Below are 20,960 nucleotides of genomic sequence, written 5' to 3'. Positions count from 1 at the left end.
GTAGCGTCGAAGGCATGACCACCATGCAAACCACCTCGCCCGGGGGCGCCGCAGCGACGCGGCGTGCCATCGCGAACACTCTCAAGGGATCGGCCGGCAACCTCATCGAATGGTACGACCTCTACGTCTACGCGGCGTTCTCGGCATACTTCGCCACGTACTTCTTCAACGCCAAGGACCCCGTCCAGGCGCAGATCGACGCGTACCTGACGTTCGCGCTGACGTTCCTCATGCGGCCGGTGGGCTCGTGGTTCTTCGGCCGGTACGCGGACCGCCACGGCCGGCGAGCGGCGCTGACGCTGAGCGTGAGCCTCATGGGCGTGGGTTCGCTCATGGTCGCGGTCCTGCCCGGCGTGGCGCAGATCGGCGTGTGGTCCACCGTCCTCATGTACATCTCGCGCCTGCTCCAGGGCTTCTCGGTGGGCGGCGAGTACGGCACCTCGGCTACCTACATGTCGGAGGTCGCCACGGCCAAGCGGCGCGGCTTCTTCTCGAGCTTCCAGTACGTCACGCTCGTGGGCGGGCAGGTGCTCGCACTGGCGACCCTCGTGGTCCTGCAGTCCACCCTCGGTGAGGCGGCCCTGAAGTCGTGGGGCTGGCGCATCCCGTTCTTCATCGGCGCCGCGGCCGCTCTCCTGGTCCTGTGGCTGCGCCGCACCATGGACGAGAGCATTTCCAAGGAGCAGGTCGCCGCGGCGAAGACCCACGGCGCCGTCGCCGCGGGCGGCGGGGAGCCCGGTTCCCTCCGGCTCCTGTTTACCAAGCACTGGAAGCCGTTCGTGATCGTCGTGTTCCTGACCATGGGCGGAACGTGCGCTTTCTATCTGTACACGACCTACATCCTCAGCTTCATGAACAACGTCTCGGGCATCCCGAAGACGCAGACCTCGGTGATCAACTTCTGGGCGCTGCTGATCTTCATGCTCCTCCAGCCGGTGTTCGGCCTCCTGTCCGACAAGGTCGGCCGCAAGCCGCTGCTCGTCACGTTCGGCGTCCTCGGCGCGATCTTCACCTGGCCGATCATGTCCACCCTCGCCGGCGTCAAGGATCCGGGCGCCGCGTTCTGGCTCATGCTCGCCGGACTGGTCATCGTGGTGAACTACACGTCCATCAGCGCCCTCGTGAAGGCCGAGCTGTTCCCCTCCTCGGTGCGGGCCCTCGGCGTTGGCCTCGGGTACGCCGTGGCGAACTCGCTGTTCGGCGGCACGGTGCCGTTCATCGGCGAGTGGCTCTCCAGCGCCGGGCACAAGGACTGGCTGTTCACGTACGTGACGATCACGATCGTCCTCTCGCTGATCGTGTACATCTTCTTCCTGCCGAACAAGAAGCACACCCCGCTCGACCACGAGTTCGGCGCCGCCTACGGCGAGCTGCCCGTCGCGGTGGGTGCCGGCGTGGGTGCCGGGGTTGCGTCGGTCCGGGACTCCGAAGCGGACGACGACGGCCGCGAGCCTTCCCGGGTCGGCTGAGCCTTCGCCGCCGGTCGCCGCAGCGGGGCGGCGGCCGGCGGCGCCGATTCTGGGGGTCACCTTCCGGGGGTCACCTTCTGGGGGTCACCTTCTGGGGGTCATCTCCTGAGAGTCACATCCCGTGGGTCCCCATCCGGACAACCCACTGGACGTGACCCCCGGGACGTGACCTTCAGGAGCTGACCTTCAGGAGCTGACTCCCAGAGTCGGCCGGGGGGCAGCTCGCCGTGGGAGAATGCTGGCCGTGAATCCCCGCGCGCGCTACGCATCCATCGGCAGCCCCGTCTACGGCATCCTCCTGGCCCTCATGGCCGTGGTGGTGATCCTGAGCAATATCGGCGCGTCCAAGGGCGTCCAGTTCGGCCCCATCATCACCGACGGCGGGTTCTTCCTCTTCCCGCTCGCCTACGTGATGGGGGACGTGGTGAGCGAGGTGTACGGCTTCAAGGCCGCCCGGCGCGCGATCTTCACGACCTTCGCGCTCTCTGTCTTCGCCTCGGCGTGCTACTGGGTGATCATCGTCCTCCCGGGCTTCACCGACGACTACGGCGTCGCCAAGCAGGCCGCGATCGAGGAGGCGCTCGGCCCGGTTCCGCTGATCGTGCTCGGCTCGCTGCTCGCGTTCCTGGCCGGCCAGACCATCAACTCCTGGATCATGGTCCGCATGAAGGCCCGCTCGGGCGAGAAGTCCCTGTGGGCCCGGCTGATGGGGTCCTCCGGTGTGGGGGAGCTCGTGGACACGCTCATCTTCTGCGCGATCGCGTCGCCGGTCATCGGCATCACGGACTTCGGCTCGTACCTGAACTACGCGGTGGTGGGCTTCGTCTACAAGACCGGCGTCGAGTACGTCCTGGTCCCCGTGACGTCCCTCGTGATCCGGGCGATCAAGCGCGCTGAGCCGACCTATGCGGCCGCGGAGGCAGGAGAGTCCGTCGCAGCGTGATACGAACGAGGGCATGACACCGCACGCTGCCGGGACCGCCCGCGCCCGACCCGCCTGGCTGCTCCTCGTCGCGATCGCGCTCATCGCCGTGAACATGCGCGGCCCGTTCGTGGCCGTGGCGCCCCTCGCGAAGCCGCTCTCCGTGGACCTCGCCCTCACGCCCGGCGAGCTCGGCCTGCTGACGGGCATCCCGGTGCTGTGCTTCGCGCTGGCCTCGCCGCTCGCGTCCCTGACCGCGCGGCGGCTCGGCGCGGAGATGGCGGTGACGATCACGCTGCTCGGCGTGCTGGCCGGCGTCGTGATCCGCTCGGTGGACGGCACCGCGGTGGTGATGCTCGGAACGGTGCTGCTCGGCGTCGCGATCACCATCGTCAACATCGCCGTACCGCTCATCATCCGCCGGGACTTCACCAAGGGGCGCCAGGGCATGGCGATGGGCGTCTACACGGCCGCGCTCAACGTCGGCTCGTTTGTCACGTCGGTCGCGACGGCGCCGCTGGCCGAGGCGACCGGCTGGCGCGTCGCGCTCGCGGGCAGTGCCGTGTTCGCGGCGGTCGCGGCCGCGTTCTGGGCGGCCGCCGCGGGGGTGCGCGCGCTCAGGCCAGAGCCGGTCACGCCGGAGGCGCCGACGCACGACGGCGCCGGCTCGCCTCCGCGCCGGAGCCTCGCCGCTGTGACGGTCGCCCTCCTCATCGGGTTCGGCGGGCAGGCGTTCTCCTACTACGGCGTCACGGCCTGGCTGCCGAGCCTGCTCAGCGACGAGCTCGGCCTCTCCCCGTCCGCGGCCGGGGCTGGAGCGTCCCTCTTCCAGATCATCGCGATCCTCGGTGCCCTCGGCACGCCGATCCTCGCCCGGTACGCCGGGACCATGGCCGCCGTCATCGTCCTCGGCGTCCTGTGGATCTCGGTCCCCGTGGGACTCCTCGTGGCACCGGAGCTGTGGCCGCTGTGGTCCTCCCTCGGCGGAGCCGCGCAGGGCGGCGGCATCACGCTCATCTTCACGGAGATCAATGTGATCGCGCGGGACCAGGTCTCCGCCGGGCGCATGTCCGCGATCGTGCAGGGCGTTGGCTATGCGCTCGCGGCTGCGGCGCCCACCCTCCTCGGCTGGATCCATGCCGGGACCGGATCGTGGGACCCGCCGCTCGCCGTCGTGGTCGTCTCCGTGGTCGCGTTCCTCGTGGGCACGGGAGTGGCCGTGCGGATGGCTGTGCGCCACCACCGCTGAGGCGGGAGCCGTCTCCGGTGGGCGCACGACGACGGGTGCGCGCCCGCCGTCGTGCGCCCGCCGCGTCTGGGGGTCACGTTCTGGGGGTCACTGCCTCCCCCCGCATCTCGCATGTCCTGCCGATGCCCGCATCTCCTGCGTAAATACCGCAAGGAGATGCGGGTCTGGGCAGGACATGACTCGGCCGGCCGAGGGATGCAACCTCTGGACCGGGATGTGACCCCTCAACCGGGGTGGCGGGAGGTCAGCCGTAGTACAGGCCCAAGGTCTCTGCCTTGAACCCGTGGAACGTGCCATTCTCGATGGCGTGGCGGGCGTCGTCGACCATCCGGACCACGAAGCGCTCGTTGTGGATCGAGATGAGCGTGTGCGAGAGCATCTCGGAGGCCTTGTAGAGGTGCCGGATGTAGGCCCGCGAGTAGTTGGCGCACGTGTAGCAGTCGCAGCCGTCCTGGAGCGGGCCCCAGTCCCGCTTGTACTTCGCGCCGGAGAGGTTCAGCCGGCCCTCGGCCGTGTAGAACGCGGAATTGCGGGCCACCCGGGTGGGGGAGACGCAGTCGAACGTGTCGGCGCCGGCCTCGATGGCCACGAAGATGTCGTCTGGCTCGGAGATGCCGAGCAGGTGCCGCGGCTTGTCCTCCGGGAGCACCTCGGAGCACCAGCCCACGATCGTGCCGAGGTTCTCCTTCTCGAGTGCGCCACCGATCCCGAACCCGTCGAACGGCATCGCCCCCAGATCGCCGCACGCCTTGCGCCGCAGGTCCTCGTACTGCGCCCCCTGGATCACGCCGAACAGCGCCTGGTAGGGCTTGCCGGCGCGCTCGTCCGTGAGCCGGAAGTGCTCGTCGACGCAGCGCTGCGCCCACAGCCGTGTGCGCTCGAGCGCCTCCTCCTGGTAGCCGCGGGAGTTGTGCAGGGTGGTGAGCTCGTCGAACGCGAACATGATGTCGGCGCCGATCTGGTGCTGGACCTGCATCGAGATCTCTGGGGTGAACCGGTGCCTGTCCCCGTTGAGGTGGCTCTTGAACCACACGCCGTCGTCGTCGATGTGGGCGAGCCGCTCCTTGCCGGGGGCCACGGCGTCGTCGGCGCCGGCCTTTGACGGGGCGTCCGGGCCCTTCATGTCGATGACCTTCTTGAAGCCCGAGCCGAGGCTCATGACCTGGAACCCGCCCGAGTCCGTGAAGGTGGGCCCCGCCCAGTTCATGAACCTCCCGAGCCCGCCGGCCTCGTCGAGGATGTCGGCGCCCGGCTGGAGGTAGAGGTGGTAGGCGTTGGCGAGGACGGCCTGCGCCCCGAGGTCGCGGATCGCCTCCGGCAGGACGGCCTTGACCGTGGCCTTCGTGCCGACGGCGATGAAAGCAGGCGTCTGGATCGTCCCGTGCGGCGTCGTGATCGTCCCGGTGCGGCCCAGCGACGGCGCACCGTCAGGGTCGGTGAGCCGCGTGCCGACCTCGAACGAGAACTCGGACTGGCGCGGGTGCGCTGGAACGGACGACGGCGCGTGGGCGGCTTCGCGGGCGACGGGGACGGAATCTGGCACCCGTCCAGTCTGCCACCCGGCTGGGGGTGAGCAGACGCGCGACGGCGCGTGCCCGCCGCAGGCAGGAAAGCCAGCGGGCACGCGCCGTCGTGCGTTAAGGGTCAGTGCGCGGCGGCCGCCGGCTGCTCCTGGAACGCGGGTGCCACCTGCTCGATGAAGAGCTCGAGCGAGCGCTTCTTCTCCTCGTGGGTGAGGCTGTTGTCCGACCAGATGCTGAACTCGGTGACGCCGAGGGCCTCGTAGTGGCGCAGCCGCTCGATGATCTCCTCCGGGGTGCCGATCATCGCCGTCTTGTGCAGCGACTCGGGCTGGAACTCGGGCCGGTCCGCGAACTTCTCAGCCGGGCTGGGCTCGAGGAAGCCGTTCACGGGGGTCGTCTTGTTTCCGAACCAGGCATCGAACGTCCGGTAGTACTTCTGGATGCCTTCGGCCGGGCGGCGCCAGCCCTCGGGGTCGTCCGCTGAATGGACGTGCGTGTGGCGCAGGACCATGAGGTCGGGACGCTCCGCGCCGCCGGGGTTCTTGGCGGCGAACGCTGCCCCGTGCTTGGCAATCGCGCTGTTGAACTTGCCCACGAGGTCCTCGACCTCCTCGTCGCCCTTCATGAGCGGGGTGACCATGACGTTGCAGCCGTTCTCGACCGCGAACTCGTGCGAGGAGATGTCCCGCGCCGCGATCCACATTGGGGGAGTGGGCTTCTGCACGGGCTTCGGCACGCTCGTCGACGTAGGGAACTGCCAGATCTCGCCGTCGTGGGCGTAGTCGCCCTGCCAGAGCGCGCGCACGGCCGGCACGAGCTCGCGGAGGTGCTTGCCGCCGTCGACCGCCGACATGCCGCCCATGAGCCGGTCGAACTCGAACTGGTAGGCGCCGCGCGCGAGGCCTACCTCCATGCGGCCGTTGCTGATGACGTCCAGCAGCGCGGTCTCGCCGGCCGCCCGGAGCGGGTTCCAGAACGGCGCGATGATCGTGCCGGCCCCCAGCCGGATCTTCGACGTCCGGGCGGCGAGGTAGGCGAGCTGCGGGAGCGGGCTCGGGGAGATGGTGTACTCCATCGAGTGGTGCTCGCCGATCCATACGGTGCTGAAGCCGCCCGCCTCGGCGATGAGAGCGAGCTCCGTGAGGTTCTCGAAGCACTCCTGGTGCGAGACGGACTCGTCCCAGCGCTCCATGTGGACGAAGAGGGAGAAGCGCATGTTGTGACTCCTTTTTCTTACAGCTGCTGCGTTGTCTGCTGCTCCGCAGCAGTGTTGCGTTCGGTAATGGTCTGGTTGGCGCGGGACCAGTGCTCGTGCTCGATCTCGCGGACGATGACTGTGGTGTTCTCGGGCAGTGCCCCCACGGTGCGCTCGGCGGCCTGGTGAAGCGCGTCGATGAAGGCCCGCAGTTCCTCGGGGGCGCGCCCGCGGGCGATGGACACGTCGATGAGTGGCATGACGGTTTGCCTCTCAGCCGCGCATGACGAACGGGTCGGCGACAGGGCCCTCGTCGGTGTTGATCCAGACGCTCTTGAGCCGCGTGTACTCGTGCATCGACTCGAGGCCGTGCTCGATCCCGACCCCAGAGCTCTTGAAGCCCTGCCGCGGCGACATGGGGGACATCGCGCGGTAGGTGTTGACCCACACAGTGCCCGCGTCGAGCCTGCGGGCCATGCGGTGGGCGCGCGCGAGGTTCTGGGTCCACACACCGGCGGCGAGCCCGTAGTCGGTGTCGTTGGCCAGGCCCACGACCTCGTCCTCGGTGTCGAACGGCATGATCGCGGCGACGGGGCCGAAGATCTCCTCGCGCACCACGCGCATCGAGTTGTCGACGTTGGTCAGGACGGTGGGCGCGAAGAAGTAGCCGGCGAGGTCGACGTCGGGCCTGCCGCCGCCGGTGCGGACGGTGGCGCCCTCACTGACGCCGAGGCTGACGTACGAGCTAACCTTCTCCAGCTGGGCGCCGAACGCGAGCGGGCCGAGCTCTGTGGCGTCGACGAGGGGGTCGCCGATGATGATGGACGCGGCGCGCTCTGACACGCGCTCGACCAGCTCGTCGTACACGCTGCGGTGCGCGAAGACGCGGCTGCCGGCGATGCAGGTCTGGCCCGCGGCGGCGAAGATCCCCGCGACGACGCCCATCGAGGCGTTGGCGACGTCCGCGTCGCCGAACACGATGTTGGGGCTCTTGCCGCCGAGCTCGAGCGTGGAGCCGATGAAGCGCGACGCCGTCTCGGAGGCGATGCGGGCGCCGGTCTGGGTGGACCCGGTGAAGGAGATCTTGGCGAGGTCCCGGTGGCTCACGAGCGCCGCACCGGCCTCGTTGCCGAAGCCGGTGACCACGTTCACGACGCCGTCGGGGAACCCCGCTTGGGAGGCGAGCTCCGCGAAACGCAGGATGGTCCGCGAAGTGTACTCGCTCGGCTTGATGACGATCGTGTTGCCCGCCGCCAGCGCCGGAGCGAGCTTCGACGTCGTGAGCGTCAGCGGCGAGTTCCACGGCGTGATGGCGCCGACGACGCCGAGCGGCTCGCGCTGCGTGTAGTTCAGCATCGTGACCGAGCTTGTGGGGATCTGGCTGCCCTGGACCTTGTCCGCCAGGCCCGCGTAGTAGTACAGGTACTCGGGCAGCGTGGCGAGCTGGCCGCGCATTTCGCGCAGGAGCTTGCCGTTGTCCAGGGTCTCGAGCTCGGCGAGCTCCTCCGCGTGCTCGCCGACCAGGTCGCCGAGGCGCCGGAGCAGGTGCCCCCGCTTGGTCGCCGTCGTCTCGCGCCACTGGCGCGCTTCGAACGCACTGCGGGCCGATGCGACCGCGCGGCGGACGTCCTCCTCGGTGCCGCGTGCGGCCTCGTAGAGCACCTCGAGGGTCGCGGGGTTGGTGCTGGCGAAGTACTCGCCGCCCGCGGGCGCGGACCACGTGCCCCCGATGAAATGGTCGAGGCGAAGCGTCATGCGACTGCTCCTTCGGTGTCGTGGATGAATTCGTTGAGCGCCAGAACCAGGGCTTGAGGGTCCTGGACCGGCAGCATGTGCCGGGCGCCCGGGACGATGAGCGCCCGCGCCCCCGGAATGGCCTCGGCGAGGCGCCTGGTCATGTCCGGGGTGGACCCCGGGTCCAGCTCGCCCGTGAGGGCGAGTGTCGGTGCCCCCATGTGGCCGAGCTCGGGCGCGATGGCCGCGTCTCCACGCGCGAACACGCGGTAGGCGTGCAGGAAGGACTCGGGATCGTTGGCCTGAAGAACCCGCCGAGTGTCCTCGACGAGGGCCTCGGGCACCGTGGTCCCGGCGTACCAGCGCTCGATCGACGCCTCGGTGCTCGCCGCGAAGTCGGCTTCCGCCACGGCGAGCCGGTCCTCGACGGCACGGGACTCGGCCTCGGTGCGCCTGCAGACCGAGCTGACGCACGTGAGCGTCTCGACACGCTCGGGGTGGAATGCCGCGATGTGCTGGGCTACAAGGGCGCCGAGCGAGAACCCCACGAGGTGAGAGCGCTCGGGGAGCCGCGCCAGCACGCCGTCGGCCATTTCCGCGAGCGTCACCGGCTGCGTCAGCGGCGGCTGCCCGCCATGGCCGGGCAGGTCCAGCGCCACCGACTCGCGGCCGAGGGCCTCCCGCACCGGCGTCCACATCGACGAGTCGAGGCCCACGCCGTGCAGGAGGACAACGGGGATGGTGGACACGCCGGTCACCGTTCGGTGGACAGGGGCGCGAGGCGCTCCTGGGGCCGGCCCTGCGCCGAGGCTGCGAGGGCGATGAGGATCTCGCCCGGGTGCGGCGCGTCGGCGACCCTCACCTCGACGGTCTGGTGGTGCGAGCGGATGGTGGCATCGGTGATGTGCTTCATCGGAATGTCGAACACGGTCCCCGCGGCGGCGCGCTTCTCGACGGCAGGGAGGAGGGTTGTCGCCTGAGCGGCTCGGCGGTAGTGGTCGCCGAATTTGAGCGTGTGGATGAGGGCGGAACCGTGCTCGATCTCGCCGTCGATGCCTACGATGGCCGCCTTTCCGTAGGCCTCGACCGGTGCTCCGAGCGCCTCGATGACCTTGGGTGCGAGGAGCGCGCCGAGGTCCGAGGCGGTCGCGTCGATGCCCTCGGTGAGGTCCTCGACGAAGCCCTGACCGGCCCACGGGTTGTCGACCACCGCGATGGCAACGGCAACGCGCGCCGCGGGGGAGACCGGGCGGCCGCCCTCGCTCAGGATCTCTTCGGACAGGGTGACGATCTTACGGACGTTCATGGCAGGATTCCCTCCAGGATTTCGGCGGTCACGGGTCGGTCGGTGGTTCGGTCACCGATGCGGGGATGGGGGCGAGGACCTGTGGATGCCGCGGCGATCACCACGATCTCGTCGGGGTGGGGCGCATCGTTCAGGTTCAGCGTGATGGTCTGGTAGTGGCTTCGCGTCGCGGCCGCGGTCTTGTGCCACATGGGGACGGCAATGGACGTTCCAGGTTCCGACCGATCATCCGAGAAGCAGAGGATCGAGGAGCCGTCCAGGAATTCGCGGACCAGGTTCCCGAAGAAGGGCGTGTGGACGAGGGCGGCTGCGTGCTCAGTCTCGCCGGAGAGCCCGACGACGGCGGACTTGCCGAACGCTTCGATCTCGTCGCTGCCGCCCAGCACCGCATTGAGCCGGTCCGTCAGGACCTTGGCGAGGACGGGGGCAATCCGTTCCGTTTCCGGGGCCAGATCGGTGGAAACGTCCGAGCCGGCCCAGGGATTGCGGATGACGGCCGCGGCTGCGGCTTGGGTGACGCTCGTGGGGACGATGCCGGGGCCGTCGCGGAGGATCTCCTCCTGCTGGACGACGATCCGGCGGACGCCCACGGCGCGGGCGGCCTCTTCCAGCGATGCGGCGGGGCCGCGGCCGGTGAGGGTGGTGAGAGTGCCCATGAGGCATCTCCTTTCTGTGGATCTGGGGAGGAGCCTCAGCCCTGCGTGGGCTCCTGGACTTCTTCCTCACGGGCAGCGGCGAGGCTGGAAGCGTTGACGTGGCCCCGCATGGCGAGCTCGGCGCCGATCGGGTCCTTGTCGAGGATGGCGTCCAGCACCGCGCGGTGCTCGGCGATGGACGCGCGCATCCGCGCGGGCCGCTCGACGGTCTTGAGCACGATCCGGTGGTACGCGAGCTGGTTCATGAGCCGCCCGTAGTGCTCCACTAGCTTCGAGTTGTCGGAGCCCGTCATGAGCGTCCAGTGGAAGTCATGCACGAGATCTGCGTAGGCACGGCTGTCGCCGTTCCGTTCCGCCCGCTCGGAGGCCTCGATGTTCCTCGTCAGCTCTGCAAGCTCGGGAACCGGGCCTCGCTTTGCCAGCAGGTTGGCCGCCAGGCCCTCGAGGCTCTCCTTGAGCTGGAAGAGCTCGACGATCTCGCGGCGCGTGGGGATCCGGACGAAGGTGCCGACCTTGGGCCGTATCTCCACGAGCCCCTCGTTCTCGAGCTGCTTGAGCGACTCCCGGATCGGGGTCCTGCTCACCTCGAACTGCTGGGCAAGGAACATCTCCGGCAGCGGGGCCCCGGGCGGGTACTCCCCGCTCAGGACGAGCTTGCGGAGCTTGTCCAACAGTGGCAGCTCTTCTTTGGGGGCTCGGTCCTCGGGACGAAGCTGGGCGATCTCTTGCATGCATCAAACCTAGGTTGCATACAAGGTTGCCGTCAAGACTGGCAGCAATATCCCCGTAAATACGGGATATTGCTTGATGGGTGTTGACGTGTATCACAGTGCACCGTACGGTATTGGCATGCAACAGACGATCAATGACAGCGTCACCGCAGCATGGACCGCCGCGTGGGACGAGGGTGACGTCGATGCCTTCGACGCGATAGTCACCGACGACTACCGGCGCGAGAGCACGGGGACGCGTAAGGCCACGGGCCTGGCTGAGCTCAAGCAGGAGATCCTGGACGTCCGTGCAGCGTTCCCCGATCTTGAGACCCGCATCGACAAGGTCATCGCGAGTGGCGACGACGTGGCGGTCTTCTGGACGTCCACGGGCACGTTCTCGAACCCGCTCCGCGGTGTGCCGCCGACCGGCCGCCGCGTGGTCACCCACGGCTCGAACGCCCTGACGCTTCGCGACGGCCGCATCGCCTCCGAACGCGTCACCTGGGACGCGGGAGAGCTCCTCGCCCACCTCGGCGTCCCGTCCCTCGGCTCCGCGTTCGAGGAGATTCCCGACGTCGTCGTGGACGAGCTCACGGGCAGCCCCACCCTGGACGTCATGAAGGGCTTCAACCGGCAGTTCATCACCGGTGTCACCGTTGTGACAACCATCGACGAGACAGGCACCCCTCGGGGTCTCGCAGCGAACTCGTTCGCCTCGATCTCCCTCGACCCGCCGCTCGTGCTGGTGTGCGTGCAGAAGACGTCGTCGACCTATTCGGCGCTTTTCGGATCGAGCCATCTGGGCATCAACGTCCTCAGCAACACCCAGCTCGGCACGGTGCGGACCTTTGCCTCCAAGGCCTCGGACAAGTTCGCGGACCTCGAGTGGCACGCGGGGCCCAACGGGTCGCCACTCATCGACGGATCAGGCGCCTCCCTCGAGGCCGAGATTAAGGAGCGCTTCCAGGCAAAGACCCACACGATCTTCGTCGGGCGTGTACGCCACGCCGAGGTTGCCGACGCCGAGCCCATGGTCTACAAGGCCGGCCACTTCTTCGACGGCGCCAAGCTCGTCGAACTCTAAAGAGCCGGGGCGGCCGGCACCGTCGCAAGGGAACAGGCCGCCCCAGCCGTAATTGCTTCTCTCGAAAGCAGCGCACCGAGGTGCGCCTACCACACTAGGACAGACATGAGCTCTGAGACCATGCGTGCAGTCAGCGAAGACAGCATCGCCGAAGACCGCGGCTACCGCGACAGCCTCACCAAGATCGAACCGTACGGCGTCGAACACATCCCCGACGTCGAGCGACACGGAAAGCCCCGGTCCCAGTTCTTCCTCTGGTTCGCGGCTGGCATGAACTTTCCCATCGTCGTCCTCGGCTTCAGCGCGACGTACTTCGGCCTCCCGTTCTGGGCCGCCGTGCTCGCAATCTTCCTCGCGGGCGTCATCTCCTCGGCCGGCATGGGCTACCTCTCGGCCATGGGCGTGCGCCTGGGCGTTCCGCAGCAGATGCAGGGCCGCGGCCCGCTAGGGTTCATCGGCAACCTCTTCCCCGTCGCGTACGTCAACGTCTTCGCAGGCATCGGCTGGGCCGCGGTGACCGTGATCCTTGGCGGCAAGGCCATCGCACTGCTGACCGACATCCCGTTCTGGGTCTCCTCCCTGATCCTCATGGGCATCCAGCTCGCCGTCGCCGTCATCGGGTACAACCTGATCCACTTCCTTCAGCGGATCCTCTCCTTCGTCCTCGTCATCGGCTTCGTCTTCATCACCGTCGTGGCCGCAGCCAACGGCCACATCGTCAACGAGGTCAACACCGCCGCCGAGGGCTTCAACGGTGTGGGCGGCTGGATCGTCTTCTTCGGCTGGTTCTTCTCGTTCATCGTCGCCTGGATGCCGTTCGCGTCCGACTACTCCCGCTACCTCCCCAACACCCCCGGGAACCGCAGGGGCGCGGGCTGGGCCACCATGCTCGGCAACTCCGTCACCATGATCTGGATGGGCGTGCTCGGCACGGTCCTCGGCTCAGCCGCGACCGCCACGGACAGCATCGGCGCCCTCAAGGAGATCATGGGCCCCTGGGCCCCGATCGGCCTCGGCATCGTGGCACTGTCCTCGTTCACCCAGAACTTCCTCAACGTCTACGGCGGCGCGATCTCCATCCAGACCATGGGCATCCCGGTCAAGCGCCACATTGGCGTCGTGATCATCTGCGTCGCCTCCTACATCGTGGCGCTGTGGGGCCAGGAGGGCTTCAACGAGGGCTTCACCGCGTTCCTGAACCTCACGGCCTACTGCATCGCGCCGTACGTGGCCGTTCTGGTCTGCGACTACCTGTTCGGCGGTCGCCGCACCGAACGGGGCCTCCGCGAGCTCTTCGACAAGACCCGCAAGTTCGAGTGGGGATTCGTCGCCTGGGCCGCCGGCGTGCTCCTCTCCTCACCCTTCTGGATGTCCGCGATCTACACCGGCCCCATCGCCAAGGCCCTGCCCCAGCTGGGCGATCTCTCCTACTACGTCGGCGCCCTCGTCGCGGTCATCGTGTACTTTGCGACCTACCGGCTCCGCAGGCTCTCCGGCCGCGACCAGCTCGATCGCGACCCGGCGGCGCAGACCCTGTGAACCAAGGAGCCCTCGTGAACGCCCGACTCGTGGTGATCGACATGCAACGGATCTTCCGTGACGAGACTGTCTGGAACGTGCCGCGGTTCGACGAAGCCGCCGAGGCCATCGCGTCGCTCGAACAATCCCTGGCGCGCCCCGGCATCTACACCCGGTTTGTCCGCGGGGCCGGAGAGGAGGGCGCCTGGTCGGCCTACTATGACCGGTGGCCGGAAACGCGCCTCCCGGCCGAGGCGCCGGAGTGGGACTTCGTCGAGGAGCCGCCGAGCGGATCCAGCGTGATGGACGCGCCGACGTTCAGCAAGTGGGGGCCTGAGCTGGCGGCGGAGATCCCGGTCGGGGAGAGGATGGTCCTCGCCGGCGTTGCCACCGACTGCTGCGTCCTCTCGACGGCGCTCGGCGCCGTGGACGCCGGCCGCTACGTGACAGTTGTCCGGGAGGCCTGCGCCGGGGCGACCGACGAGGCGCACGATCAGGCGCTGGCTCTGCTCCAGATGCTCTCGCCCATGTGCGAGGTCGTCTCCCTCGCGGACGTCGTCGGCTGACGGTCCCACGACGCACGACGGCGCGTGCCCGCCTGAGCTGGGCACGCGCCGTCGTGCGTCGGATCAGGCCGTTGACGGGCTCACTTCAGCGACATCACCGGGCTCCCCGCCCACCAGCCCGGTGCCCGAGCGCGTGCACGTGCCGCCCTTCGGGGCGCCGCCGTTGTACGCCTGGCGAAGGCACGAGCGCAGGGCGAGCTGGCCCCAGTAGTTCGGGTGCAGGGACTCCTGGATGTAGTAGTCCGAAGTCGCGGTGCTCGCCGTGCGGATCTGGTTGACCCACTCGGTCGAGTCCACGGCGCCGGGCTGCGTCCACGAGGTGAGGCCCTTCTCCTCGAGCAGGCCCACGGTGTTCTCGCACAGCCGGCGCCCGGTGAAGGCGGAGGCGAGGTCAACCGTCTTGACGTTCGCGAGGCCGCTCTGGGCAACGGCGTTGGCCACGGCGTTGAACGGTGCTGCAACAGGTACTCCTTCGTACAGTGCTGGCCGCTGCGCTGGCCATGTGACGGCCCCCACGACGAGCCCAAAGTTACCAGCGGGTAGCACTCTGCGGAAGGTCCCTCTCGCCTCGGTGTCCAGCACCTTCTGTAGGTCCGCTGTGCCGCCGCATAATGTCCACACAGGATCGGCTCCTAGGGTGGTGCGCACGGCGGAAGAAGCGCCCTTCGAAGGCCCAAGAGATCAGGAGCATCCGTGAGGCACACGGCGGGAGCACGGCGCCTCGAGGGCGGGCCCGGCGCGCGTCTGCGGCGCCTTCTCGGGCGCTCCCCCCGCGCCCGACGCCGGCGGCTCGGCGCTGCGGCGGTCGTCGCCGCGCTGCTCGTGGGCGGGTCGGTCGCGACCGTCGGAAGGCTCGCCGAGCCGGACCGCGCATCGGCCGCGGCCAAGCACTCCGCGAAGGCGCCCCCCACTCCGCCGCCCTCCGCGGTCGGCGTCCCCCCGTCCCAGAAGGCGACCCCAGCCCCTCCCGCCGCGACCACGCAGGCCAGCCCGGCGCCGTCGTCCGCGCAGCCCGCGTGGCAGGGCATGCCGCAGGACATCACCGGAATCATCAACGGCTTCCTCGCCAGCCAGGGTGCGGCCGGCGTCGCCGTGGCGGTCTCGACAGGCAACGGGGGCACCACCCAGGACCGGTACCTCGCCACCGCGGGGCAGGCGGCCGCGGACACGCCGTGGTCCACCGACACCCGCTCGGCGTACCGCAGCATCACCAAGAGCTTCGTCGGCACGGTGGTGCTGCAGCTCGTCGGCGAAGGCAAGCTCGGCCTCGACGACCCGATCGCGAAGTACGTGCCCGGCGTCGCCGACCTGCAGTTCGACGGCGGCGCCATGGGCAACCAGATCACCGTCCGCGAGGCGCTCGAGATGCGTACCGGCATCCCCGAATTCTCCGGCACCGCCGACTTCTCGACCCAGCTCGACACCGACTACACGGGAGCCTTCACCGACGATCAGCTCCTCGGCTACGCGTTCACCCAGCAGCTCGACTTCGCCCCCGGCAGCGCGTACGAGTACAGCAACACGAACTCGGTCCTCCTGGGCAAGGTCATCCAGGCCGTCACGGGCCAGGCCTGGGACGCCGAGGTCCAGTCCCGGATCCTCGGCCCGCTCGGACTCACGTCCGTCGCATACTCGGGAGCGCAGCCTCCGGCGGGCCCCGTCGCAACCCCGTACCAGGCCGACGACTCCGGCCTCGAGAGCCTCGCACAGGTCAGCCCCTCCCTGTACGGCGCCTCGGGCGGCCTCTTCGGCGACATTGGGGACCTCCTCACGTGGGGCCGCGCGCTGGGCTCGGGCTCGCTCGTCAGCCCCGCCCTCCAGCAGGCCCGCCTCACCGGGGCCTCCGACCCGCAGGCCGATGACCCCGGCAGCCCGGACTACGACGCGTACGGGCTCGCCGCCGGGAGCCTCGACGGCTGGTGGGGTCACACCGGCACCGGGCTCGGCTACGAGTCGCTGACCATGTACAACCCCGAGACGGGGATGACTATCGCGATCCTCATCAACACTCAGCTGCCCAACCCGAACGGGCCGGCGATCCTGTTCAGGCAGCTCGAGCCGAGCCTCGCGAATTTCGGCTGACGGCCTCTTCACGTTCGGCATGACCTGCGGTACAAATACGCCGGGGGACATGTACGACGTCCGGCGTTCCCGTATCCGGGAGGACCCCGCCGGGCGAGGCCAGAGGAGGTCTCGTTGTCCGATTCCACCCTGCCGACCCGCGACACACCCACGCGTGGTCCGGCCAAACCCCTTCCGTATGTCGTGGCCGGCATCCTGCTCGCGGTGGCCATCGTGCTCCCGCTCATGCCGCAGCTCTACTCCTTCGACCAGCCGCGCTGGGGCGGCATGCCGTTCTTCTACTGGTACCAGCTCGTCTGGGTCCCCATCTCGGCGGCGCTGAGCGGGGTCGCGTACTGGCTGGTCACGGGTGAGGACCGACGACGGCGCGCGGCCGTGCGCGGCGCCCGGCCCGCCGGCGGCGGTGGTGCTGGCAGCAGCCCGGGCGCGGGTGCGCCGGGCGGCGGAGGCCGGCACGCGGCGTCGTCCGATGATACTGAAACGCCCGGCGAGGCCGAGGGAGGCGAGGCGCGGTGAGCAACCGTCCGATCGACTGGGTCGCGCTCATCATCGTGATCCTGCTGTTCCTCATCGTGGCCGTCATGGGGTTCATGGCCGCGCGCTGGCGCCGCTCGAAAGAGGAGACCGGCCTTCACAGCCTCGATGAATGGGGCCTGGGCGGCCGCGGGTTCGGCACATGGATCACGTGGTTCCTGCTCGGCGGTGACCTCTACACGGCCTACACCTTCGTGGCCGTCCCCGCCGCCATGTGGGCCACCGGCGCGGTGAGCGGCTTCTTCGCCGTGCCCTACACGATCGTGCTCTACCCGATCATCTTCATCATCATGAGCCGGCTCTGGTCCGTCTCCCACCGGCACGGCTACGTCACGAGCGCCGACTTCGTGGGGGGCCGCTACGGGAGCCGGTGGCTGTCCCTCGCCGTTGCGATCACGGGCATCGTCGCGACCATGCCGTACATCGCCCTGCAGCTGGTGGGCATCAAGGCCGTCCTGACGGTGCTGGGCCTCGGCAGCCCGGACAACGCGTTCCTCACCGACCTGCCGCTCATCATCGCCTTCGTGGTCCTGGCGGCATACACGTACACGTCCGGCCTGCGGGCTCCGGCCATGATCGCCGTCGTGAAGGACCTGCTGATCTACCTCGCGGTGATCGTGGCCGTGATCTACCTGCCGATCAAGTTCGGCGGCTGGGACACCATCTTCGGTGCCGCACAGACCAAGCTGGCCACCCCGAGCCCGGCCACGGGCAAGCCGGCGGGCGTCTTCATCCCCACCGAGGGCAGCTACTCGGCATACTGGTCGCTCGCCCTGGGCTCCGCCATGGCACTGTTCATGTACCCGCACTCGGTCACCGGCGTGCTCGCGTCCAAGGCGCGCAACACGATCCGCCGCAACGCCGCGATCCTGCCGCTGTACTCCCTCATGCTCGGGTTCCTCGCGCTCCTGGGGTTCGTGGCGATCAAGGCGGGCACCAAACCCATCGACCTCGATGGGAAGGCCAACCCGCAGCTCGTGGTGCCGCAGCTGTTCCTCGACCACTTCCCCTCGTGGTTTGCCGGGATCGCCCTCGCGGCCATCGCCATCGGCGCCCTCGTCCCCGCCGCGATCATGTCCATCGCCGCCGCCAACCTGTTCACCCGCAATGTCTACCGGGACTTCTTCCGGCCCAACGCGGATCCGAAGACCGAGGCGAACGTCTCCAAGATCGTCTCGCTCGTGGTCAAGGTCGGTGCACTCGTGTTCGTCATCGCGATGGACCAGTCGGCGGCGATCAACATGCAGCTGCTCGGCGGCATCTGGATCCTGCAGACGTTCCCGGCCGTCGTCGCGGGCCTGTACACGCGGTGGTTCGACCGGTGGGCGCTGCTCATCGGCTGGGCTGTGGGCATCATCTTCGGCACCGTCTCGGCGTACAACGTGGTCAATCCGGCCACGGGGGCGCATTTCGGCGGGTCCGTCGCCGCGATCCCCGGGACCACCTTCAGCGTGTACATCGCGGTCTCGGCCTTCGTGCTGAACCTTGTGGTGGCCGCGGTGCTCACGCTAGTGTTCCGGGCCCTCAAGGTCCCGCAGGGGATCGACTCCACCCGGCACTCTGACTACGGGGCAGACGAGACCGATCCGAAGGTCAAGCAGATCGAGGCCACCGCGGGGCCGACCTCCCCGGTCGCGTAGTCCCGCCTCTCGCGGTCCCGGGGTCACGTCCCTGCAGGGAGGTGACCCCGGGCGCGGAGGTGACCCCGGAACGAGGAGGTGACCCCGGGCGCGGAGGTGACCCCGGAACGAGGAGGTGACCCCGGGCGCGGAGGGCGTCAGCCGCGGACGGCGTCCAGCTCCACGTCGATGCGGCGGTCCAGCTCGTCGGCAGGGAAGGCCCTCGAGCCGCCGTGGGCCCGCAGGTGCAGGAGGCTGCCGAGCCGCAGCATGCGCCAGGCACGCTCCTCGGCGTGGTCCTTCGCGCCAGCGGCGCGGGCAACCTCCTTGTCGTACAAATTGGGCTGGTTGAGGACCCGCTCGCGCACGCGCTCGGCCATCTTGGCGCGGAATGGGTCAGTTTCAACCGTGTCAGGGGCTCGCAGGAGCTGGCTGTACACGGCTGCCCGGTCCTCGTCCCCGCTCTCGCGGGCCAAGTGGGCGGCCAGGGCCAGGGCGGACTCGATGGAGGACCAGCGGGCGGGGTTGCCGTCGTAGGGCAGGACGGTGAGCAGGTCCGCCACCTGGAGCGCTGCGGCGGGATCCGCCTGGCCCACGTAGAGCTCATAGGCGAGGTCGCGGAGGTCCTTCAGGCATGCGCCGGACTTGACGTTGATGCCGCGTTCGAGCCGCCGGGCGAGTTCATTGACCGCATGGCGCCCAGGGTGTTCGGAGTCGATGCGAGCCATGAGCTCCTCGGGCTCCTCCGACGGAACCGGGATGCGGGCCACCAGATCGGGCCGGGCGCCGAGCGGGCCTGCCGGCGCCGCGCCCGGGACCACGACGACGTCCCCGGTGTCGAGGGTGATCTGCGCAGGGCCTCGGAGCGGCGCAGGCGGCGTGGAGGGCTCAAGGCCCGGCCGTGCGGCGGAGGGTGCCGCCTCTGGATCGGCTTCGGCTGGCGCGGCGTCAGCCGTGGGGGATCCGGCGTCGGGCTCAGGGGCCGCCGCCCCCGCAGCCGGCGAGGGGACCGGGCCCGAGAACAGCAGGTCCGCGGGCCGCGCGGCCTTGCCCCGGCTGACCTTCACGCGGGTGCCGTGCGCCACCCTCAGGTTGATGTGGTTGTCCATGACGGCGAAGTACAGCGCCGGGTTCCCGTAGTCGTCCAGCACCGTGTCGATCTCGAGGATCTCCGCCGTCTCAGCGTCCTCCGGACCAGTGCCGTCGCCGGCGGCTGTGCGGGCGGCCGGCCCGTTGGCACCGGCCGCGTCGCCCTCGGGCTCAGGCAGGAGCAACCGCAGGCCGGGCTTTAGCTCGTGGGCGTCGATCTCGTGGAACTCCGCGGTTCCTGGCCGCTCGTGCGGCCCCGAGCTGTGCTGCATCTGGGTCCTCCGTGATGGCTGTCGGTCCGGTTCCACCTTATAAACAATTGGTAACGGCCACACCGAGGCGCGCTGGGCTAGGGTGCGATCCCCGCGAACGCGAGGGCCTGCCTCACCAGCTCGCCGCGACCGCCCACGAACTCCATCTGCACCGGGCCGCTGAGCACCTCGGCCGGGGACATCCAGGTCAGCTCGAGGGCGTCCTGGCGCGGCTGGCACTCGCCGGTCACGGGGATGACGTACGCGAGGGAGACGGCGTGCTGGCGCTCGTCCGTGAATCCGGTCTGGGACGGGGAGGGGAAGTACTCGACCACCGTGAACGGCACCGGGCTCACGGGCAGCTGCGGCAGGGCGAGGGGGCCGAGGTCCTTCTCGAGGTGGCGCAGGAGGGCGGCGCGGATGGTCTCCTTGTACAGCACCCGGCCGGAGACCAGGGAGCGCATCATGTTGCCCTCATCGTCGGCCTGGAGCAGGAGGCCCACCTCGTTGACGTAGCCGAGCGGGTCCAGCCGCACGGGAAGCGCCTCGACGTACAGCATGGGCAGCCGGTTCCGCGCCTCGTAGAGGTCCTCGGGGGAGAGCCAGCCGGGATACGGGTCGGGGGTGCGAACTGCCATGCCTACTGTTCTACCGCATCGATGCCGGGACGTGGCCCTTGGAGACGAGCACCATGACGTCGCTCCCGTCCGGCAGCGGCACGGTGACGTGCACGACGCCGTCCGCTCGCCCGGGCGCCTCGGCCGCCTCCCGCACCGCGTCTCCTGCGCCGCCGTGGTCCGCGCCGTCGTGCTCCACGGTCCAGCCGGCCAGGGCCAGCCGGGCCTCGAGTTCCCCGAGCGGACCCGCGTACTCGAAGGCGAGTGCAGCGGAGGCCATGGGTGCGGGCACTGCGGCCAGGACGCCGCCGTTCTTGGCCGTGAACTCACGCGAGCCCTCCGGCCCCAGGGTGTCGGCCCGGCGTCGTGCGCCGATCGCGGCGAGCGTTGCCGCGGCGCCACCGGGATCGGGGGTACGCCACTCGAGCCGCACCGCCAGATCAGGGTCCGCGTCGACATACTGGCCCGTGTGCCCGGTGGGTTCGGCGTAGAACGAGAAGCCATCCGGGCCCGTGACGAGCACCCGCGCGCCGGCCGGGCTCTCGACGAGGGCTGCGCTGCCGCCGTCGTCCGCGGTCCGGCGCGCGAACTCCGCCGGGTCGCGGATCTCCACGCCGAACACCACGGTGCCGTCACGCTCCGAGCCGGGGTCCGCCGTGCGCAGGCGCACCCGCCCGCTGCGCGAGTCCAGGACGGCCCAGCCCTGGCCCTCCTCGGCGGGGACGAGCCCGAGGTCGAGCAGGAGCCGCCGGAGCTCGGGCAGCGCGGACGTGAAACGGGTGGGGAGGACACGGAGCATGGCTCCATGGTTGCGCGGAGCGGCCTCGGCGCGG

At 69.5% G+C, this 20,960-nt stretch carries 21 protein-coding genes; 9 read left to right on the top strand and 12 right to left on the bottom strand.

What is annotated here, in order from left to right:
- Positions 1-14: 14 nt before the first annotated feature.
- The 3 genes from IE231_RS03105 (at position 15) to IE231_RS03095 (ending at position 3,640) form a co-directional block, all read left to right on the top strand.
- Complete coding sequence (locus tag IE231_RS03105) at positions 15-1,469, top strand: MFS transporter (protein ID WP_189692485.1); 1,455 nt, start codon at positions 15-17, stop codon at positions 1,467-1,469.
- A 235-nt stretch (positions 1,470-1,704) separates the two neighbouring features.
- A complete protein-coding gene (locus IE231_RS03100; protein WP_189692484.1) occupies positions 1,705-2,412 on the top strand; it encodes a queuosine precursor transporter in 708 nt (235 codons plus the stop codon).
- Positions 2,413-2,425: 13 nt separating this feature from the next.
- A complete protein-coding gene (locus tag IE231_RS03095) occupies positions 2,426-3,640 on the top strand; it encodes an MFS transporter (protein WP_189692483.1) in 1,215 nt (404 codons plus the stop codon).
- A 244-nt stretch (positions 3,641-3,884) separates the two neighbouring features.
- Here IE231_RS03095 and tgt read toward each other — a convergent pair whose 3' ends face one another.
- The 8 genes from tgt to IE231_RS03055 form a co-directional block, all read right to left on the bottom strand.
- Complete coding sequence (gene tgt / locus IE231_RS03090; RefSeq protein WP_189692482.1) at positions 3,885-5,183, bottom strand: tRNA guanosine(34) transglycosylase Tgt; 1,299 nt, start codon at positions 5,181-5,183, stop codon at positions 3,885-3,887.
- Between the two features lie 101 nt (positions 5,184-5,284).
- Complete coding sequence (locus tag IE231_RS03085; protein WP_189692481.1) at positions 5,285-6,379, bottom strand: LLM class flavin-dependent oxidoreductase; 1,095 nt, start codon at positions 6,377-6,379, stop codon at positions 5,285-5,287.
- Positions 6,380-6,396: 17 nt separating this feature from the next.
- Positions 6,397-6,618, bottom strand: a complete 222-nt coding sequence (locus IE231_RS03080; RefSeq protein WP_189692480.1) for a tautomerase family protein — start codon at positions 6,616-6,618, stop codon at positions 6,397-6,399.
- 13 nt (positions 6,619-6,631) lie between these two features.
- Positions 6,632-8,113, bottom strand: a complete 1,482-nt coding sequence (locus IE231_RS03075) for an aldehyde dehydrogenase (protein ID WP_189692479.1) — start codon at positions 8,111-8,113, stop codon at positions 6,632-6,634.
- Positions 8,110-8,841, bottom strand: a complete 732-nt coding sequence (locus tag IE231_RS03070; RefSeq protein ID WP_189692478.1) for an alpha/beta fold hydrolase — start codon at positions 8,839-8,841, stop codon at positions 8,110-8,112. Before IE231_RS03070 ends, IE231_RS03075 begins: the two co-directional genes overlap by 4 nt.
- 5 nt (positions 8,842-8,846) lie before the next feature.
- Positions 8,847-9,398 (bottom strand): amino acid synthesis family protein, encoded by a 552-nt coding sequence (locus IE231_RS03065; RefSeq protein ID WP_189692477.1) that lies wholly within the window; start codon positions 9,396-9,398, stop codon positions 8,847-8,849.
- The gene (locus IE231_RS03060; RefSeq protein WP_189692476.1) at positions 9,395-10,054 is read right to left on the bottom strand and encodes an amino acid synthesis family protein; all 660 of its coding nucleotides are present in this window, start codon (positions 10,052-10,054) and stop codon (positions 9,395-9,397) included. Before IE231_RS03060 ends, IE231_RS03065 begins: the two co-directional genes overlap by 4 nt.
- A 35-nt stretch (positions 10,055-10,089) precedes the next feature.
- Complete coding sequence (locus IE231_RS03055; protein ID WP_189692475.1) at positions 10,090-10,785, bottom strand: GntR family transcriptional regulator; 696 nt, start codon at positions 10,783-10,785, stop codon at positions 10,090-10,092.
- A 118-nt stretch (positions 10,786-10,903) separates the two neighbouring features.
- Here IE231_RS03055 and IE231_RS03050 point away from each other — a divergent pair, with 118 nt between their 5' ends.
- The 3 genes from IE231_RS03050 to IE231_RS03040 all read left to right on the top strand — a co-directional run bounded on the left by IE231_RS03050 (position 10,904) and on the right by IE231_RS03040 (position 13,935).
- Complete coding sequence (locus IE231_RS03050) at positions 10,904-11,851, top strand: flavin reductase (RefSeq protein WP_189692474.1); 948 nt, start codon at positions 10,904-10,906, stop codon at positions 11,849-11,851.
- Between the two features lie 105 nt (positions 11,852-11,956).
- On the top strand, positions 11,957-13,390 hold the full coding sequence (locus tag IE231_RS03045) for a purine-cytosine permease family protein (protein ID WP_189692473.1): 1,434 nt from the start codon (positions 11,957-11,959) through the stop codon (positions 13,388-13,390).
- A gap of 14 nt (positions 13,391-13,404) precedes the next feature.
- Complete coding sequence (locus tag IE231_RS03040) at positions 13,405-13,935, top strand: cysteine hydrolase family protein (RefSeq protein WP_189692472.1); 531 nt, start codon at positions 13,405-13,407, stop codon at positions 13,933-13,935.
- Between the two features lie 63 nt (positions 13,936-13,998).
- On the opposite strand, the gene IE231_RS03035 is transcribed toward IE231_RS03040, so the two are convergent.
- On the bottom strand, positions 13,999-14,376 hold the full coding sequence (locus IE231_RS03035; RefSeq protein ID WP_201896920.1) for a hypothetical protein: 378 nt from the start codon (positions 14,374-14,376) through the stop codon (positions 13,999-14,001).
- A 252-nt stretch (positions 14,377-14,628) separates the two neighbouring features.
- Between IE231_RS03035 and IE231_RS03030 the strand changes: the two genes are divergently transcribed.
- From IE231_RS03030 to mctP, 3 genes are all read left to right on the top strand, one after another.
- Positions 14,629-16,017: a serine hydrolase domain-containing protein gene (locus tag IE231_RS03030; RefSeq protein WP_189692471.1), complete on the top strand. Its 1,389-nt coding sequence runs from the start codon at positions 14,629-14,631 to the stop codon at positions 16,015-16,017.
- 114 nt (positions 16,018-16,131) lie between these two features.
- Entirely contained in the window at positions 16,132-16,533 is a 402-nt protein-coding gene (locus IE231_RS03025; RefSeq protein WP_189692470.1) for a DUF3311 domain-containing protein, read from the top strand.
- On the top strand, positions 16,530-18,191 hold the full coding sequence (mctP, locus tag IE231_RS03020) for a monocarboxylate uptake permease MctP (protein ID WP_229866462.1): 1,662 nt from the start codon (positions 16,530-16,532) through the stop codon (positions 18,189-18,191). The genes IE231_RS03025 and mctP overlap by 4 nt, the downstream gene beginning before the upstream one ends.
- Before the next feature lie 137 nt (positions 18,192-18,328).
- On the opposite strand, the gene IE231_RS03015 is transcribed toward mctP, so the two are convergent.
- From IE231_RS03015 to IE231_RS03005, 3 genes are all read right to left on the bottom strand, one after another.
- Complete coding sequence (locus tag IE231_RS03015) at positions 18,329-19,531, bottom strand: DUF6707 family protein (protein ID WP_189692469.1); 1,203 nt, start codon at positions 19,529-19,531, stop codon at positions 18,329-18,331.
- Between the two features lie 77 nt (positions 19,532-19,608).
- On the bottom strand, positions 19,609-20,148 hold the full coding sequence (locus IE231_RS03010; RefSeq protein WP_189692468.1) for an NUDIX hydrolase family protein: 540 nt from the start codon (positions 20,146-20,148) through the stop codon (positions 19,609-19,611).
- 10 nt (positions 20,149-20,158) lie between these two features.
- Complete coding sequence (locus IE231_RS03005; RefSeq protein WP_189692467.1) at positions 20,159-20,926, bottom strand: VOC family protein; 768 nt, start codon at positions 20,924-20,926, stop codon at positions 20,159-20,161.
- Positions 20,927-20,960: the final 34 nt, after the last annotated feature.

It is taken from the genome of Sinomonas cellulolyticus (assembly GCF_014656475.1).
Classification (GTDB): domain Bacteria; phylum Actinomycetota; class Actinomycetes; order Actinomycetales; family Micrococcaceae; genus Sinomonas; species Sinomonas cellulolyticus.
The sequence above is the reverse complement of the archived record's forward strand: the minus strand, read 5'-3'. Positions and strand labels throughout refer to the sequence as shown.